Annotated in this window: 14 protein-coding genes and 3 tRNA genes; 7 read left to right on the forward strand and 10 right to left on the reverse strand. The window is 38.5% G+C overall.

All coding sequences use genetic code 11. The annotated features are described in order from the left end of the window. Positions 1 to 44 precede the first annotated feature (44 nt). The 4 genes from KTH84_RS13340 to rnr form a co-directional block, all read right to left on the reverse strand. Positions 45 to 470: a hypothetical protein gene (locus tag KTH84_RS13340; RefSeq protein ID WP_262473539.1), complete on the reverse strand. Its 426-nt coding sequence runs from the start codon at positions 468 to 470 to the stop codon at positions 45 to 47. Positions 471 to 481: 11 nt separating this feature from the next. After that, the gene (locus KTH84_RS13345) at positions 482 to 691 is read right to left on the reverse strand and encodes a YheV family putative zinc ribbon protein (RefSeq protein ID WP_004639498.1); all 210 of its coding nucleotides are present in this window, start codon (positions 689 to 691) and stop codon (positions 482 to 484) included. Positions 692 to 731: 40 nt separating this feature from the next. Beyond that, positions 732 to 2,786: a M3 family metallopeptidase gene (locus KTH84_RS13350; RefSeq protein ID WP_262473541.1), complete on the reverse strand. Its 2,055-nt coding sequence runs from the start codon at positions 2,784 to 2,786 to the stop codon at positions 732 to 734. 135 nt (positions 2,787 to 2,921) lie between these two features. Next, the gene (rnr, locus tag KTH84_RS13355; RefSeq protein WP_262473543.1) at positions 2,922 to 5,339 is read right to left on the reverse strand and encodes a ribonuclease R; all 2,418 of its coding nucleotides are present in this window, start codon (positions 5,337 to 5,339) and stop codon (positions 2,922 to 2,924) included. 261 nt (positions 5,340 to 5,600) lie between these two features. On the opposite strand from rnr, the gene KTH84_RS13360 reads away from it, so the two are divergent. The 3 genes from KTH84_RS13360 (at position 5,601) to KTH84_RS13370 (ending at position 6,478) form a co-directional block, all read left to right on the forward strand. Continuing rightward, positions 5,601 to 5,691: transfer RNA gene (locus KTH84_RS13360), tRNA-Ser, on the forward strand. 9 nt (positions 5,692 to 5,700) lie between these two features. Continuing rightward, positions 5,701 to 5,777, forward strand: a tRNA-Arg gene (locus KTH84_RS13365). A gap of 107 nt (positions 5,778 to 5,884) precedes the next feature. Beyond that, the gene (locus KTH84_RS13370; protein ID WP_262473545.1) at positions 5,885 to 6,478 is read left to right on the forward strand and encodes an HAD-IB family hydrolase; all 594 of its coding nucleotides are present in this window, start codon (positions 5,885 to 5,887) and stop codon (positions 6,476 to 6,478) included. Between the two features lie 69 nt (positions 6,479 to 6,547). Here the strand turns inward: KTH84_RS13370 and KTH84_RS13375 are convergent, their stop codons facing one another. Beyond that, entirely contained in the window at positions 6,548 to 8,734 is a 2,187-nt protein-coding gene (locus KTH84_RS13375) for a beta strand repeat-containing protein (RefSeq protein ID WP_262473547.1), read from the reverse strand. Positions 8,735 to 9,314: 580 nt separating this feature from the next. On the opposite strand from KTH84_RS13375, the gene KTH84_RS13380 reads away from it, so the two are divergent. Beyond that, positions 9,315 to 9,391: transfer RNA gene (locus KTH84_RS13380), tRNA-Arg, on the forward strand. A 117-nt stretch (positions 9,392 to 9,508) separates the two neighbouring features. Here KTH84_RS13380 and KTH84_RS13385 read toward each other — a convergent pair. After that, on the reverse strand, positions 9,509 to 10,201 hold the full coding sequence (locus tag KTH84_RS13385; RefSeq protein ID WP_262473550.1) for a nitroreductase family protein: 693 nt from the start codon (positions 10,199 to 10,201) through the stop codon (positions 9,509 to 9,511). Between the two features lie 222 nt (positions 10,202 to 10,423). On the opposite strand from KTH84_RS13385, the gene KTH84_RS13390 reads away from it, so the two are divergent. Together KTH84_RS13390 and KTH84_RS13395 are read left to right on the forward strand one after the other, a co-directional pair. Next, positions 10,424 to 10,921: a YcxB family protein gene (locus KTH84_RS13390; RefSeq protein WP_003653610.1), complete on the forward strand. Its 498-nt coding sequence runs from the start codon at positions 10,424 to 10,426 to the stop codon at positions 10,919 to 10,921. 39 nt (positions 10,922 to 10,960) lie between these two features. Then, positions 10,961 to 11,602 carry a fumarylacetoacetate hydrolase family protein gene (locus KTH84_RS13395; RefSeq protein WP_133971672.1) on the forward strand — a complete coding sequence of 214 codons (642 nt, stop codon included), beginning with the start codon at positions 10,961 to 10,963 and terminating at the stop codon, positions 11,600 to 11,602. A gap of 109 nt (positions 11,603 to 11,711) precedes the next feature. Here the strand turns inward: KTH84_RS13395 and KTH84_RS13400 are convergent, their stop codons facing one another. Then, positions 11,712 to 12,959 carry a YihY family inner membrane protein gene (locus tag KTH84_RS13400; protein ID WP_133971674.1) on the reverse strand — a complete coding sequence of 416 codons (1,248 nt, stop codon included), beginning with the start codon at positions 12,957 to 12,959 and terminating at the stop codon, positions 11,712 to 11,714. Positions 12,960 to 13,318: 359 nt separating this feature from the next. Between KTH84_RS13400 and wrbA the strand changes: the two genes are divergently transcribed. Continuing rightward, complete coding sequence (gene wrbA / locus KTH84_RS13405; RefSeq protein WP_197730971.1) at positions 13,319 to 13,927, forward strand: NAD(P)H:quinone oxidoreductase; 609 nt, start codon at positions 13,319 to 13,321, stop codon at positions 13,925 to 13,927. Between the two features lie 47 nt (positions 13,928 to 13,974). Here wrbA and KTH84_RS13410 read toward each other — a convergent pair whose 3' ends face one another. The 3 genes from KTH84_RS13410 to KTH84_RS13420 form a co-directional block, all read right to left on the reverse strand. After that, a complete protein-coding gene (locus KTH84_RS13410; protein ID WP_042895139.1) occupies positions 13,975 to 14,550 on the reverse strand; it encodes a xanthine phosphoribosyltransferase in 576 nt (191 codons plus the stop codon). Positions 14,551 to 14,622: 72 nt separating this feature from the next. Then, the gene (locus KTH84_RS13415; protein WP_262473553.1) at positions 14,623 to 15,336 is read right to left on the reverse strand and encodes a DUF3108 domain-containing protein; all 714 of its coding nucleotides are present in this window, start codon (positions 15,334 to 15,336) and stop codon (positions 14,623 to 14,625) included. Between the two features lie 158 nt (positions 15,337 to 15,494). Continuing rightward, positions 15,495 to 16,166, reverse strand: coding sequence for a hypothetical protein (locus KTH84_RS13420; protein WP_262473554.1), 672 nt, complete (start codon positions 16,164 to 16,166; stop codon positions 15,495 to 15,497). Positions 16,167 to 16,242 lie beyond the last annotated feature (76 nt).

The following is a 16,242-nucleotide window of genomic DNA, read 5'->3' on the forward strand; positions in this document are numbered from 1 at the left end:
CTAAAGATAGATAACTTTAGCTTTTTTAAGTTCCAATTGAAAAACTATTGCTGTTTGAGTTGAGCTTCAAGCAATTTAACTTGTTCTTCTTTGAGTTTGGTTAATTGATCAGCATCAGCATGCTGAGCTTTTAAAGTTGCTTCCTGATCTTTTAGCTGGCTATGGATGTCATCGAGTTTAGACACTTCTTCTTTAGCTAAAGACTCTTGGGCAGGTACAGGCTGTTTAAGCACATCTTCATTCACCAGTTGTTGGGAACTCGCAGCCTCTGCTACTGGTTCGGAACCTGATGATGGATCAGTGATTTTAGCAGGTGCAGGTGTCGAAACAGGTTGAGGATCAACCATTGGTGCGGATGACTCGGTTTTTTTGAAAAACCATTGCGCAGCTAAAAAAAGCACTACAAGAATGCTTAAGCCCCCAATTAAAATCCACAATAGTTTTGAGTTTTGTTTTCTTTGTAGTGGCATCTCTAAGACCTTTAGTCAGGACGACGAGGCTTGAACTGTATTACTCCAACTTCATCAGGTACAGCGGGTGCTTCAGGCTCATCAATATGAGTCGGACGATTTTCGCTATAACCGCATTCGATACATTCAATCCATTCGTCTTCAGCGGTGGTTAGCATGACAATCCGATCGGTTGCTTCACATTTTGGACATTTAGCCCCAGCAATGAAACGTTTTTTCATCTTTATCACCCTAACCACACGATCAATTTAGGCCTATAGTTTAAGCGGTTTTGCTGTCATTCGTCCAACCTTGATGACGTAACAATGCATCAATTTTTGGTTCACGACCACGGAAACTAACAAATGCTTCAAGAGCAGTGTCTTTACCACCTACAGCTAAAATAGCCTGACGGAATTCTTTACCTGTTTGAGTGTTGAAAATACCTTCGTGTTCAAAACGATCGAATGCATCACTCGCTAACACTTCTGCCCATTTGTAAGAGTAATAGCCAGCCGCATAACCACCAGCAAAAATATGACTAAAACTGTGTTGGAAACGGTTGTATCCGACAGTAGGAACGACAGCATATTGACTACGTATTTCATTTAGAGTTTGCTGAATTTGCTCACTGTTCAGTGCTGGTATTTTGGTGTGAATTGTTAAATCAAACAATGCAAATTCAAGCTGACGTAGAGTTTGCATGCCGGACTGGAAGAAACGAGCATTTAGTAAAGCATCAAGCAATTCTTGCGGTAAGGTTTGTTTACTCTCAATATGCTCACTTAAAACATCTAAACTTTCTTTATCCCAAGACCAGAACTCCATGAACTGGCTTGGCAGCTCGACAGCATCCCAAGCAACGCCGTGAGTGCCTGCAACCGAGATATTATCTACTTCGGTTAACATATGATGTAAGCCATGTCCAAACTCATGGAATAAGGTAATGACTTCATCATGGGTGAGTAAAGCAGGCTGATCTCCTACTGGAGGAGTGAAGTTACAGACCATGTAGCAAATTGGCTTTTGTAGACCGTGAACAGTTTGCATGCGTGAGCGGAACCCATTCATCCATGCACCACCACGTTTGCCTGTACGTGCATAGATGTCAAAGAAGAATCCACCAATCACTTGGCCTTGGTCTTCTAATTCAAAATAACGTGCATCTGGGTGCCAGACAGGTGCTTGTCGTTCGATGATGTTAATACCATATAAGCGCTGCACGATCTGGAATAATCCCTGAATGATTTTAGGTGCAGGGAAGTAAGGTTTTAATGCTTCTTGAGATAAGTTGAATTGTTGTTGTTTAAGCTTTTCAGAATAATAAGTGCTATCCCAAGGTTGAAGTTCATCTACGCCATCTTGTTTAGCAATATCTCGAAGTTCCGCAACCTCTTGAAGTGCAGGAGCACGGGCATGCTCAGCGAGATCAACCAAAAACTCATGAACTGTTTTTACATCTGGCGCCATCTTGCTCGCAAGAGAATATTCAGCATAGTTATTGAAACCGAGTAATTTCGCCATTTCCTGACGAAGGCTCAAAATTTCTTCCATAATTTTGCTGTTATCAAACTCAGTTTGTTCGGACTGATCAGATGCACGAGTGACATAGGCTCTGTAAAGCTCTTCACGCAATGAACGGTCATCTGCATAGGTCATGATTGCAAAGTAAGCGGGAAAGTCCAGAGTTGCTACAGCTTGGTCGAGTTCACGTTGTTTACCATACTGTTTTAATAGCTCAATATTACTTTCTGGAAGACCTTTTAGCTCAGCTTCTGTAAGGGGTTTAAAATAAGCTTGTGTCGCATCAAGTACATGATTAGAAAAGTCAGAGGAAAGCTGTGAAAGACGAGCAGAAATATCTGCATAGCGTTTTTTCTCTTCGCCCTCTAAAGCCACACCAGAAAGTTTGAAATCACGTAAAGCAAGACGAATAGCACTTTGTTGGGCTGGACTAAGAGACGTATAGCCCTGACCATCATTGAGATGCTGATAAGTTTGATAGAGCGCCGTATGTTGACCAAGCTGAGTATAGTATTCACTTAAGGCCGGTAATAACGATTGATAGACTTCTCGAGTTTCAGCATTGTTCATCACAGCATTTAAATGTGACAAGATACCCCATGACTCACTCAAATTATTTTCAAGCGTATCAATTTGTTCAAGTACTGCAAGTTGTTGAGCTGTATCTGTAGGTGCGGCCGTAAGGGTATTTAAAAACTCTTGTCCAGCTTGAATTGCTTGCTGGATATCTTGTTTTAAACTTTCTAATTGAATTTGATCAAAACGCGGAGTTGGTAAAGTCGCTTGCTGTAAAGTCATTGCTGTTAGCCACATTATTTTTTAAACATAGTATTAGATGTAGGTCTTGTCAGGTAGGAAATCAAGTTTAATTTGCAAAATAAACACTATAAGAAGAATTAAGCCCCACATTGGGGGCTTAATTTTAAGTGAGTACTATCATTTTTTGAGTTATTCAGCCTTTGATTTTGCATTGGCCTTTTTCTTTTTAGGCTTGGCCTTTTTCTTTACCTTTTCTGGTTTACTCTCAGCTTTTACGGAAGTTTTTTTACCAGGTTTTTTAGTATAAGAACTAGGCTTGGCTTTTTCTTTCTTTTTGTGAACAGGCTTTTCGCCATCAGTACTGACAGTTGGTTTGCTGAAAACTTCTTCAGTTGCTTGTGGGGAAGTTTTGGTTGTGCGTGGAGCTCGGCTACGAACTACTCGGCCTGCATGTGTCACTTGATTAATAAGCTGGAAGTCAATCTTACGTTCTTCAAGATTTACACCAGCAACCTGAATTTTCACTTCATCGCCTAAGCCAAAAACTTGACCTCTATTTTGGCCTACCAGATTTTGACTGGCTTGATCATAAATAAAGAAGTCATCACCGAGTTGGCTAATATGAATCATGCCATCGACATATAAGTCTTTAAGCGTGACAAATAAACCAAACTCAGTTACGGCACTCACAATACCAATAAATTCTTCACCTAAATGCTGTTGCATATAATGACATTTCAACCAAGTTGTTACGCTACGAGATGCTTCATCAGCGCGGCGCTCTGTTTTAGAGAAATGTTCACCAGCATCATCTAGCGCAGCGCCAGAAAGTGGAGAAGGTTTATGTTTTAGATGAGCTTTAATGGCACGGTGTAACAATAGATCTGGATAGCGACGGATTGGCGAAGTAAAATGAGTATATGCTTCATAGGCCAAGCCATAGTGTCCTGCATTTTTGGCACCATAATAAGCTTGCATCATCGAACGTAATAAAACAGCATGAATACTTGGCGCATCTACACGGTCTTTAGTTGCTTCGATGACTCTTTGATAGTCTGCTTGAGTTGGCTGGTCTGGGAAGGGTAGACCCAACAATTTCACAAAGTCTTTTACTTTTTGGATACGTGAGAACTCAGGTGCTTCATGTACGCGATACAACATTGGAATATCATTTTCTAATGCATATTCAGCTGCAGCTACATTGGCAAGCAGCATGCATTCTTCAATAAGCTTATGTGCTTCATTACGGGTACGTGGCAAAATTTCTTTAATCCCGCCTAGTTCATCGAATGTCATGTACGTTTCAATGGTTTCAAATTCCATTGCATGACGATCGGCACGTAAGTTTTTCAAAATTTGATAAAGCTGGAAAAGCGTATTTAATGATTTATGAACATCGCGATCTTTTGGAATCGCATCTGTTGTTCCGTCAAAGTATTGTGCTACTTGGGTATAGGTCAAACGTGCTTTTGAGTGCATGACCGATGGATAAAACTCAAAGCCAGTTACACGTCCAGTGCGCGAGAGTTTTAGGTCACAGACCATACATAGACGATCTACATGTGGATTCAAAGAACATAGACCATTTGATAAGGCCTCTGGCAGCATTGGTAAAACAAAGTGAGGGAAGTAGACAGAAGTACCACGTTCCTCAGCTTCTTCATTAAGTGCTGAGTCCAAGCGAACATAATGGCTTACATCTGCAATTGCGACTACAACACGATAGCCGCCGCCCGGACGTTTTTCTGCATAAACAGCATCGTCGAAATCGCGCGCGTCTTCACCATCAATCGTAACTAATGCTAAATCTCTTAAGTCAACACGACCTTCACGGTCTTGAGCAGATGGCTCTTTAAAACTTTCTGCTTCTTTTAATACCTGATCTGGAAACTCATATGGCAAACCAAATTCAAGAATGGTTTGTGGAATGATAATTTCTGTATCAGCTTTGTCCGCCATAGACTGAATAATATGAGCTGTAGCAAATTCTTCACGGGTCGGATAACTATCAATTGCAACACGTAGCATATCGCCAACATTCGCTTCAGCGTGTTTAACCAACTCTTTTTCTAATGGAATAGGCTGATGCTGATTAGGATTGTTGGGTTGAATAAAATATTCGCCATCATGAACTGACAATTTACCAATCATTTGTTTGACGCGGTGCTGTAGAACTTCTGTAATAAAGCCCCAAGGTTTACCTTTACGGTCTACCGAAGTCTGGCGTACTCTAACGCGGTCACCATTAAATACTAAACGTAATTCACGTTCAGGAAGTAGAAGGTCAGTTTGACCATCAATATGTGCTGTACCTAAACCTTTACTATTAATATAAACAGTTGCTTCATATGTTGGTTGATCTGCCACCAACTGAAATTTAAAACCGTCTTTCATGATTTGACCGTCACGAACCATAGCACTTAAACGATGACTTAAAGCTTCGATACTTTTTTGGTCATGAATATTAAAATGATCGACAAGCTCTGCATGAGATTGTGGTGTTTGTACCTGCTCCAATGTATCTAAAATGAGAGTACGGCTTGGAATAGGGTTGTCATAACGTTCAGCTTCAGCTTTCGCTTCAGGGTCAGCCCAGTTTTTTGTCATGTCGTTTGGTTTCACGCTTGGCAGATAAGTTTAGCATAAGCCATGCAGACCCGAACTGCACGTTTAGGTTTGCAATAATGTGTTATGCACTACAGTATTTTGATGAAGAAATAATATCTATCTTAACAAGCGTTTGATCGAAAAAGACGAAAATAATGAATAAATTGCTTAAAAAGTAATTCATTGAACTAAAAAACAAGAAAATTTCAGTATGATGACTTGATCAATGTGGTTTTAGTTTGTATTATGGCGGCTCGTTCCGGTGAGGTGGATGAGTGGCTGAAATCACTTCCCTGCTAAGGAAGCATACCTATTACTGGTATCGAGGGTTCGAATCCCTCTCTCACCGCCATTACTTAATGCGCTCATAGCTCAGCTGGATAGAGCACTTGGCTACGAACTAAGGGGTCGGGAGTTCGAATCTCTCTGAGCGCACCAACTTGAAGAATTAACCGCTTTTATAGCGGTTTTTTTGTGCTTATTTTTTAGTAATTTTAATAAAATCTAAATTTATAACTTTTTAATTATATTAGAGATAATCATAAATGAATCTAGCTTTATTTGATTTTGATGGCACCATCACTCACAACGACACATTCAGCTTATTTCTTAAATTTTCATTGAACAGAAAAACTCAAATAGTCGGTGGTATTCGACTTGCGCCATATATAGCCGGCTATAAGCTTGGTTGGGTAACAGATAAAACTATTCGAACCAAGCTCTGCCAAGTTGGATATGTGGGCTATGACGCGAACTTCCTAAAAGATAGGGGACAAGAGTTTGCTAAAAAGGTGCTTCCTACATGTGTCCGTGAAAATGCTCTGGAGCGTATTCTCTGGCACAAACAGCAAGGTGATCAGATTGTTGTTGTATCTGCATCATTAGGCGTTTATTTAGAAAGTTGGTGCCATTCTTTAGGTTTAGATGTTATATGCAATCAACTTGAAATACATAATGGTATTTTAACAGGTCATTTTATTGATGGTGATTGTGGTTATTTAGAAAAAGTAAATAGAATAAAAAATAAATATGATTTAGCCCAATATTCTACAATTTATGCTTATGGTGATACGCCTAATGATTATGCAATGCTGGAGTTAGCACATAAAAAATATTATAGATGGCAAGAGATTGATTAGTATTAATTAATATTTAGAACTATATTAAAGCAGAAAGCCACTTTTATAAGTGGCTTTCTTTTGATGATATTAAACAGTATGGAAAGAATTATCTAAGAAGTTATCAGTAAGTAATGACTGAGGTACGATAGTGTGTGTTGTATTGGTTACGCTAGATACTGTAGAAGTTACTCCACCGAGTAAACTGCCGCCAGTTAATCCACCCAGTAAATTAGAAATGACATCTAAGCCACCTTGACCAGTTACACCACCAGTTAAGCTGCCCACGATATCTGTTACGATACCAATAGGGTTGTCGCCACCCACACCGCCGGTAACTCCTCCTGTTAAACCACCAAGAAGATCAGTTACTACACCAAGAGGGCTATCACCACCAACGCTACCAGTTGCGCCACCAATAGTTCCTGTCACTCCGCCAAGGATTTCTGTTAATAAGCCTGTTGCAGTAGAGCCATTAGTAATAAGTGTACCCAGAATGCCAGTCGCTGATTCAGTTGCGCCTTGAATATCACCACCGACTAAATCAGAAACCACTTCAAGAGCACCATTTACTGTGTCGCGAGAAGTCTCGAAAGTTAACGTACCGAGGTCTGCAATTTCAGAAACAGGATGCTCTACTTGTGGAAGGATACCGATAATTGTGTCAGCAACTGTGTCAATACCAGTGTTGATAATTTCAGTTTTTAAGCTTTCGACACCTTGAAGAATATCAATACCGCCTTGAACTACGTCAATCACTGGAGAGATTGGAGACGTTCCACCACCGATACCGCCAGTTACGCCACCGATGATGTCAGTAATCACTTCAAGTGGGTTACCGTCCACACCACCAGTTACGCCACCTATGATATCAGTGATCACTTCAAGTGGGTTGCCGTCCACACCGCCAGTCACGCCACCAATAATGTCAGTAATCACTTCAAGTGGATTACCGTCAACACCGCCAGTTACGCCACCAATGATGTCAGTAATCACTTCAAGTGGATTACCACCAACGCCACCAGTTATCCCGCCAATAATGTCGGTTACTACGCCAAGAGGGCTATCACCACTGGTTACACCGCCGATAATATTATTGACAATTCCTGTTGCAGTTGTACCGTTGGTGATAAGTGTACCCAGAATGCCAGTCGCTGATTCAGTTGCACCTTCAATATCACCACCGACTAAGTCAGAAACAGTTTCAAGTGCGCCGTTTACTGTGTCGCGAGAAGTTTCGAAAGTTAATGTACCAAGATCTGCTAGGTCTGAAACAGGATGTTCAGTTTGTGGAAGGATGCTAATGATTGTGTCGGCAACAGTATCGATACCTGTATTAATAATTTCAGTTTTTAAGCTTTCTACGCCCTGAAGAATATCGATACCACCTTGAACGACATCAATTACTGGAGAGATTGGTGATGTGCCGCCACCGATACCACCCGTTACACCGCCGATAATGTCAGTCACGACTTCAAGAGGGTTACCACCAACGCCGCCGGTTACGCCACCGATAATGTCAGTAATTACTTCAAGTGGGTTGCCGTCAACACCGCCGGTTACGCCGACGATAATGTCGGTAATCACTTCAAGCGGGTTGCCATCAACACCGCCAGTTACGCCACCAACAACATCTGTAACACTTCCAACAACACCAGTCACAATACCAGTAGCAGTCGTACCGTTGGTGATAAGCGTATCAAGAATACCAGTAGCAGATTCAGTTGCACCTTGGATGTCGCCACCAACCAAATCAGAAACAGCTTCAAGAGCGCCATTTACTGTGTCGCGAGAAGTTTCAAAAGTTAATGTACCCAAGTCAGCAATTTCAGAAACTGGGTGCTCAGTTTGAGGAAGGACGCCGATAATAGCGTCGGCTACAGTTTCAATACCTGTGTTAATAATTTCAGTTTTGAGGCTTTCTACACCTTGAAGAATATCGATACCACCTTGAACAACATCAATAACAGGAGCGATTGGTGAGGTTCCAAGATCAATACCGCCCGTTACGCCACCAATAATATTAGTGACAGTGTCAACAGGGCTTGTAGAACCGATACTACCCGTAACCGTACCAATAGCATCGGAAACAAGGCCAGTTGTGGTTGTTGTAATAGTATTTGTTACTGTAGATAGAGTGTCTGAAAGTAGGCCAGAGGTTGATATGTGACCATCAACCGAAGATCCACCAGTTACGTTAGTGTTCACCGATATAATATTACCTAAGTCTTGAGTAATATTTGATATCGAAGAAACAAGAGTTTTTAGTAAGAACATGTTGGTCTATTTCCTATATAATTATGTATTTTTAAGTAAGTATTATTTATTGCGCTACATAATTAATGAGATGCGTATCTCAATAATTGGAATTTAGTATTGGATAGATCTCAAAAGCTGTCAATGTGTATTTTTAGTCACATTTTTTAATATTAAATAATATTTAAACACATAGTAATTCATTGCATTTAGACGTAAAAATAATAATAATTTTTATATAATATTTTTTTGATTGCTTGTGTTTTTACTTATATTTTCACTTAATTGAAGCATTATATGAGGTAAATTTTACTTAGGTCTATAATGTTAAAGCTCAACTATAAATATTTTATTTCTATAATGTTGACTAAAATAGTCGCCTTTAACTTGTAGTTGTATGGCTAAATACTTCAAAAAAACTATAAAACTTATTTGAAAAAAAATATTTCAAATACATCTTAAGTGAGAAAAACCTCAATAATTTTAGGTACTATTTTGTATAAACTAGAGCGCTGGCTAAGAACTAGACGGTTGATGACAGAAAGATGAAAAAAGGCTTCCTAAGCTTTAAAAACTGCGTATAATGCGCAACATCAAGTACGCGCTCATAGCTCAGCTGGATAGAGCACTTGGCTACGAACTAAGGGGTCGGGAGTTCGAATCTCTCTGAGCGCACCAACTTGAAGAATTAACCGCTAGATATAGCGGTTTTTTTGTGCCTGAATTTTTATATTTATTAATAAAGAGCTGGTGCTTAAGGCAACCAGCTTTGAAAAGAATTAAAGGGGGAAAAGATTAACCAAATGTTTTAAAACGGCTTTCATCTTCAATAAAAGCTTTTTCACTTGCTTCGCCTTCGATTGAACCGAATACTAATTGAGCTCTTAATTTCCAGTGAGTAGGAACATTAAAAGCTGCATTAATTTTCTCATCAATGATTGGATTATAGTGTTGCAATGAAGCGCCAATGCCTTGTTCAGCCAGTACGTTCCATACTGCAAATTGTGCAATTGCTGTTGAATGCTCAGACCAGATTGGAAAGTTATCGGCATATAGCTCGAATTGCTCTTGTAGACCTTTAATCACATCTTGGTCTTCAAAAAATAAAACTGTGCCTGCGCCTGCCGCAAAACTTTGAATTTTCTGTTCAGTTCCAGTCAGGGCTTCTGCCGGAATAATAGTTTTTAATACATCTAGAACTATATCCCAGAAATTTTGGTGTGATTGATCAAATAAAACTACAACGCGAGAAGATTGGGAGTTAAAAGCAGATGGGCTATGTTTTACAGCCTCTTGAATTAGTTTTTCAATTTCAGTAGGAGAGTGTTTTAAGTTTTTTCCTATTGAATAAATAGAACGGCGTTTTTTAATTAATTCTAAAAAGCTTGTTTCATTGGGAAGATTCGTCTCTTGAGCGGTTTGCGTAACCACATCTTTTGAGACGGTTGCTTTTTGATTTAAGCCAAATAATTTTGCAAAAAAAGACATGAGACATTCCACTAAGACGGTGATGCTCTTATTGTAGAAATTTTAAAAAGTGAAATAAGCCCAATAAATATGAATCTACGTTCCATATATGCAACGAAAAATAGTTTTAATCTCGCTACTAAAGCTACTTTTGGGCAAAACAAAAAATAGCCTTTGATTCATTTTAAAGCTGAAATGAATATGCTCTAATAGTTCCGATTTATTGAGTATTGATGCAGTGCAATGACTGAGCAAAAAACAGCTTTATCTTTACGTTACTATTTGAATTTAGAAGAATCACAAGATGGATTTTCATTAGTGACATTTGGGAAAAAACAATTTACCCGGTTTTTAACACCTGCGATTAGTATCGCAATTATTATTTGGGGACTTTATTTAGGTTTCTCTGGGGTTGGCCGATATTATGTTGGGCTAGGTATTTTTTTTCTGGTGATGCAAGGGCTGATGCGTTATTGGCTTTTACCGATGTTATTTAAACGTCAATTTGTTCGTTACCAGTTTGGAAAGAGTGAGCAGGGAATCGACCTCTATCAAGATTATTTTGAGCTTTATGCCAGCGGTCGTAAACAAGTGATGCAATATTCAGATGTGCAAACCTTTGCTAAAGGCAAGCTGACTTACATGCTTGAGCTAAAAAATAAAACTGTAATTATTGTGCCAAAGCGAGCTTTTGCACAGGTTTCAGATCAAACTATATTTGAAAATACATTTAAGAAATAAATTATTGGAATTATCAGCCGCAACAACCAAGGAAGCCTCATGAATACACGTCCTTCAAAAATCGTTTGCGTAGGCAGAAGTTATGCCGATCATGTCAAAGAATTAAATAATGCTATGCCTGATAGACCTATATTATTTATTAAACCACCTAGTAGCTTGATTGGTTTAAATGACGGTATTTCATGGAATCCAGCTTGGGGCAGTTGTCATTTTGAGTGTGAATTAGTTTTACGTATTGACCAGCCTTTAAAAGGTGAAACGGACCCTGAGAAAGCATTAAAAGCGATTGGGGCAGTGACTTTAGGTCTTGACTTAACAATGCGTGATTTACAGAATGACCTGAAAACTAAAGGTCACCCATGGGAGCGTGCAAAAGCTTTTGATGGTGCTTGTGTTTTGGCAGACTGGGTCGATTTGAGCGAAATTACAGATTGGCAAGAAACTAAATTCACGTTCCATATTAATGATGAGTTACGTCAAGATGGGAATACTGAACTATTAATGTTTACTATTGGTAATCTGTTAACTGATATTAATCAGGTTTTTTCATTAGAGCCGGGTGATGTGATTATGACAGGCTCACCTGCGGGTGTTGGACCATTACACTCGGGTGATCAGTTGAAAATGACATTAAAGGGTGCAACACAAGATTTTGTCTGGGAAACTTTTGTAAAAGCGTAATTTTATTTGCGCCGCTAGATATTTTTAACCCTATTATTTTTCAATAATAGGGTTTTTTTATGAGCTAAACATTAGAGTGCAGCTAATTAAATGAGAAGCTGCTGCCTACTTATTTTTCTTCAAGAATTGTGGAGAGGGGGATAGAAAGTTTTGCAGCTAGATAGTCATTAGACTCAACTAAAGCTGGGCCAATTTTTTCCATCCATTCATCGTCATCATGCACATTTTGGACATCTTGGCGTAAAGGGAGTGGATATGGAAGAGCCGTAAAAAAGCTCCAGAAGTCGACTTGAGACAAATTGCGAACTAAAACATATTCATCTTTATCTGTACGCTTAATCAAATTTTGCTCTTCAAGTAGAAGTACATAAGAGGGCCAGCGCCCAACTTCTCCTCGGCCTAAAATTTCTAAGGCTTCTTTATCACTTACACTTTCACCCAGTTTTTGCTTTTTATAAAACAATTCAAGAATATCTAATAACATGAGAACAGGGTGCCGTTTTTGTTCTTTACCTGAGTGAAAAGCAGTTAAAGCAAAACTGACTTCTACTCCGAGTAAAATAATATTCCATGAGAGAAAGATCCATAACAGGAAAATAGGCACTGCTGCAAATGCGCCATAGATAAGTTCATAACTGGTGAAATTTGACATTACAAAGCTAAATAGGTTTTTGAGTATTTCAAAAAGTACAGCACTTAAGCACGCCGCTATACCAGCTGCATAAACTGGAACTGTTCGATTCGGAATAGTCCAATACAAAATAAAAAAGCCAACAATGGTCAATAGAAATGAAATCAGCCAGAGTATGAATGATCCATCAAGTTGATATCCTGCAAAATTATTGCTGAGAATGTTCATGGAAGCGACCGTCGAGGAAATGACGAATGCACTTCCTAAAATAATCGGACCTAAAGAGATGATCGTCCAGTAACGCATAAAACCCATAATGCCGCTACGAGTTTCTTTTACACGCCAAATACGATTAAAAACTGTTTCAATTGACGTGAGCATTAAAACGGTAGTCACGAATAAAAACAGCACACCAATAACGGTGAGGTTACTGGATTTCTCTGTGAAAGCATTCAAGGCTTTATCAAATGCAATAGTACTTTTAGGTAAAAAATTACTATAGATCAAATGTTGGAGCTGTTGTCTTGCAGGTTCTAACGCTTTAATTGAAGAAATAATAACTAAAAAAACCGTTAACATCGGTACAACTGCGAATAGTGTTGTATAGGTGAGAGAACCAGCTTGTTCGCGGCACCGATCAGCTTCAAAACGTTTAAATACATATAAAACGAACTGAAACCAGGTTTTATTATAAAAAGGAAGCTTACTTAAAAAACGTTGTAACATGCGTCGTCTATCCCGATTTTTTTAATCATCATGTGGGGCGATTAATAGCTTATCAAAGTATGAGCTTAAGAACTCAAATCGTAGATTAAAGCAAAAGAATAACTTATAGAATTAAAGTCGTTCTGTAAGTTTACTATGCGCTATAGAAAAAATTGTAGCCCTAATCTTTTTAAAAAAGTTGGCTTTCTGTTGTTTGGGCATAGATTCATCAAAAGTCGGTGAATCTTTTACTCAACGAATTTGAGAAATTTGCTCGTGTTACCTTTCATGCTACGTAATCAATCACCTCTAGAATTTCATAAGATTGGTTTCGCCAAAAAAATAAAAAATACCGTATAGTGTTCTTTTTAACAAAATTTATGAAACCGATGCAACCTTACATTCTTGTACTCTATTACAGTAAATATGGCTCTACAAAAGAAATGGCACATTTAATTGCCAATGGTGTTGAGTCTGCGGGTATGTCAGTGAAAATTCGGACAGTGCCAAATATTGCTCCAGTCGTCACAATCGCTGAACCAAGCATTCCGGCAGAAGGCGATATCTACTGTACGTTAGATGATCTAGCGAATTGTGCGGGTCTGGCATTAGGTTCCCCAACTCGCTTCGGTAATATGGCAAGTGAAATGAAATATTTTTGGGACCAAACGACTAGTCTTTGGCTCAATGGAGCATTACATAATAAACCTGCTTGTGTTTTTACTTCTTCTGGATCGATGCATGGTGGGCAGGAGAGTACTTTACTCACGATGTTACCGCCGTTATTTCATCACGGCATGATGATTCTGGGATTACCAAATGCAATTCCAGCTTTATCTAATACTAAAACAGGTGGAACACCGTATGGGGCAAGTCATGTAAGCGGACCCCGCCATGACCAGAACTTAAGTCAGGATGAAAAGATTTTGTGTGAAGCGCAAGGTAAACGCCTAGGTGAGGTTGTTAAGAAGCTTTCAGCTGTACTTTAAAATAAATAAAAAAAGAGCGGATATTCGCTCTTTTTTATTTATAAATCTTATTCTTTTACAAAGATAACTTTGCCATCTGTAAGAGAATGAACGCGTGCTAATGATTCAACACGATAGCCTTTTTCAAGCAATAAATCACGGCCCGGTTGGAATGATTTTTCGATCACAATACCTACGCCAACAACTTCTGCATTGGCTTGGTGAATTAAATCAATTAGTCCTAATGCTGCTTGACCATTCGCCAAGAAGTCATCAATAACTAATGCTTTATCAGTTGAATGAAGGTGTTTGTTTGAAATCGCAATCGTACTTTCAGTCTGTTTAGTAAAACTAAACACCTTAGAGCGATATAAGTCATCTTTTAATGTCAATGACTGATATTTACGAGCGAAAATTACAGGTACACCAAGTTCTAAACCTGCCATGATTGCAGGTGCAATACCTGATGCTTCAATGGTAATAATCTTGGTAATCCCTGCATCTTTAAAGCGAGCGGCAAATTCTTTACCAATCTGCTGCATGAGTACAGGATCAATTTGGTGGTTTAAGAAAGCGTCGACTTTCAAGACTTGATCAGATAGAACGATACCTTCTGTTAAGATTTTCTGTTCTAGTGCGTGCACGGGAGAATCCTCTAGACGGATGCTTTTTAAAGCAAATGCGTATTTTAAAAAGCATCCGAAAAAATGCAAGCTTTAATTCGTCTTACCTGTATAACTTGTTAATAACAAGCCATAAGAAGTTTTACCATCAATATGGCTGACTTTAACTGGTAAATAATCTAGTTTTGGGGCTAACCAAAAGATTGTACTGCGTTCAGGTTTGTTGTGTTGTAAAACGACTTTAATGGTATCGAATGTTCCATAAGAGGTTTTAATTTTTTCATTACCTTGTTTTACAAAGCGACGATTTTCAACTTCTTTTGCATCGGCAAGTAGATAAGAGGTTTTAAGTGAACCATTTTTTAAATCTTCACGAACTTGTAATTCTGCATTTAACTCATCAAGAACGCCGGCCTGCCAAGCAAATGAACGAGCTTTGTCATCTTTCTTGGTAGAAATAGTTTTGCTGTTTGGATTAAAGTTAATATTCATAGTGTTGTTATGAATCAAAATTTTGCTGGTACGGCTAAAACTTTGAGAACCAATTTTACCATTAGCAAAACTAAATTTACTGGTTTCACTTGCAGAAGCAATTCCACCTGCTTTTGCAGTAAATTTATAAGTCCAATTATTACCTTGCTGGCTTAAGGCACGTGTCGCCGAACCCATACCTTTATTATTATAAATAAACTGATAATTTGCCTGAAATGGGCTCATGGCAAGTGCATGGCTTGAGAAACCTGCGAAAAGCAAAGTTGTTGAAATACCTGTTGCGATGCCAAACGATTTCAGAAATTTTGTTGCCATAAGTAAATATCCTTGTACAGACTGAAAAGTCAGTGCTGATGCATCTATAACTTGAACATATTATGCCTGTTGATCATGGAGAAAAAATCAGAATTTATGCTAAATGTGTAATCTATTTGTGTTTTTTGGCAGTTAATTCATTTTTATTCATCACAGCGCTATACATCTTTTTGTTGGATTGGCGTGACTTCAGAATCTACTAATTCATCTTCAAAATCATCGTCCTGATCACGGTAAAGCAGGGCGGCTAAATTAACATTTCCAAATACGACTAACTCAGCCTCACGAACTCGTGCGTAATTTACATGCACTTTACCTAGTGTCTCGATGATACTGGCCTTTTTACCAAACCAGCGATTGAGGTCAAGAAATATGAGTTCATCACGTTCTTCAGCAACATTAAAACGTTCAAGAATCATTCCCAAGGGATCTTTTTTCAAAATTTTATGGTAATAAAAAACTGCAGCTTTTACGGCAATCTTTTGCCAAATGTTTTTATATTTAGCTTCAATAATTTGTGTATTACTAATTTGTTCAAAAACCAAAAGCTGTTGTTCTTTGTTAAATTCCATCTGAATCAGTTTTAAATCAACAGATAATGTCGTCTCTAGGCCTTTTACATGCATGGTTGCATATAACCTTAACCAGTCATGATAAAGATCAGCATGGAGGTCATCTAAAAACTCAACATTATTGGTGACATAACGTTGTAAAGTCGCATTCAGAAAGGTTTGTGATAGCGTAAAATCTCTTTCTTCTTCAATGAATGCTTCAGCTTTTTGGTAGACTTTTTGAAGGCGTCTGACTAATGAGGAAAATAGCGTTTGCATAAAAGAACTTCCAGAAGATAATTTACTTAAGAACCAACACAATCTTTATTATGATAAAAAACGAGTTTTGATATTG

Origin of the sequence: Acinetobacter sp. WU_MDCI_Abxb74, assembly GCF_025513915.1 — a bacterium.
Lineage (GTDB): Bacteria > Pseudomonadota > Gammaproteobacteria > Pseudomonadales > Moraxellaceae > Acinetobacter > Acinetobacter calcoaceticus_C.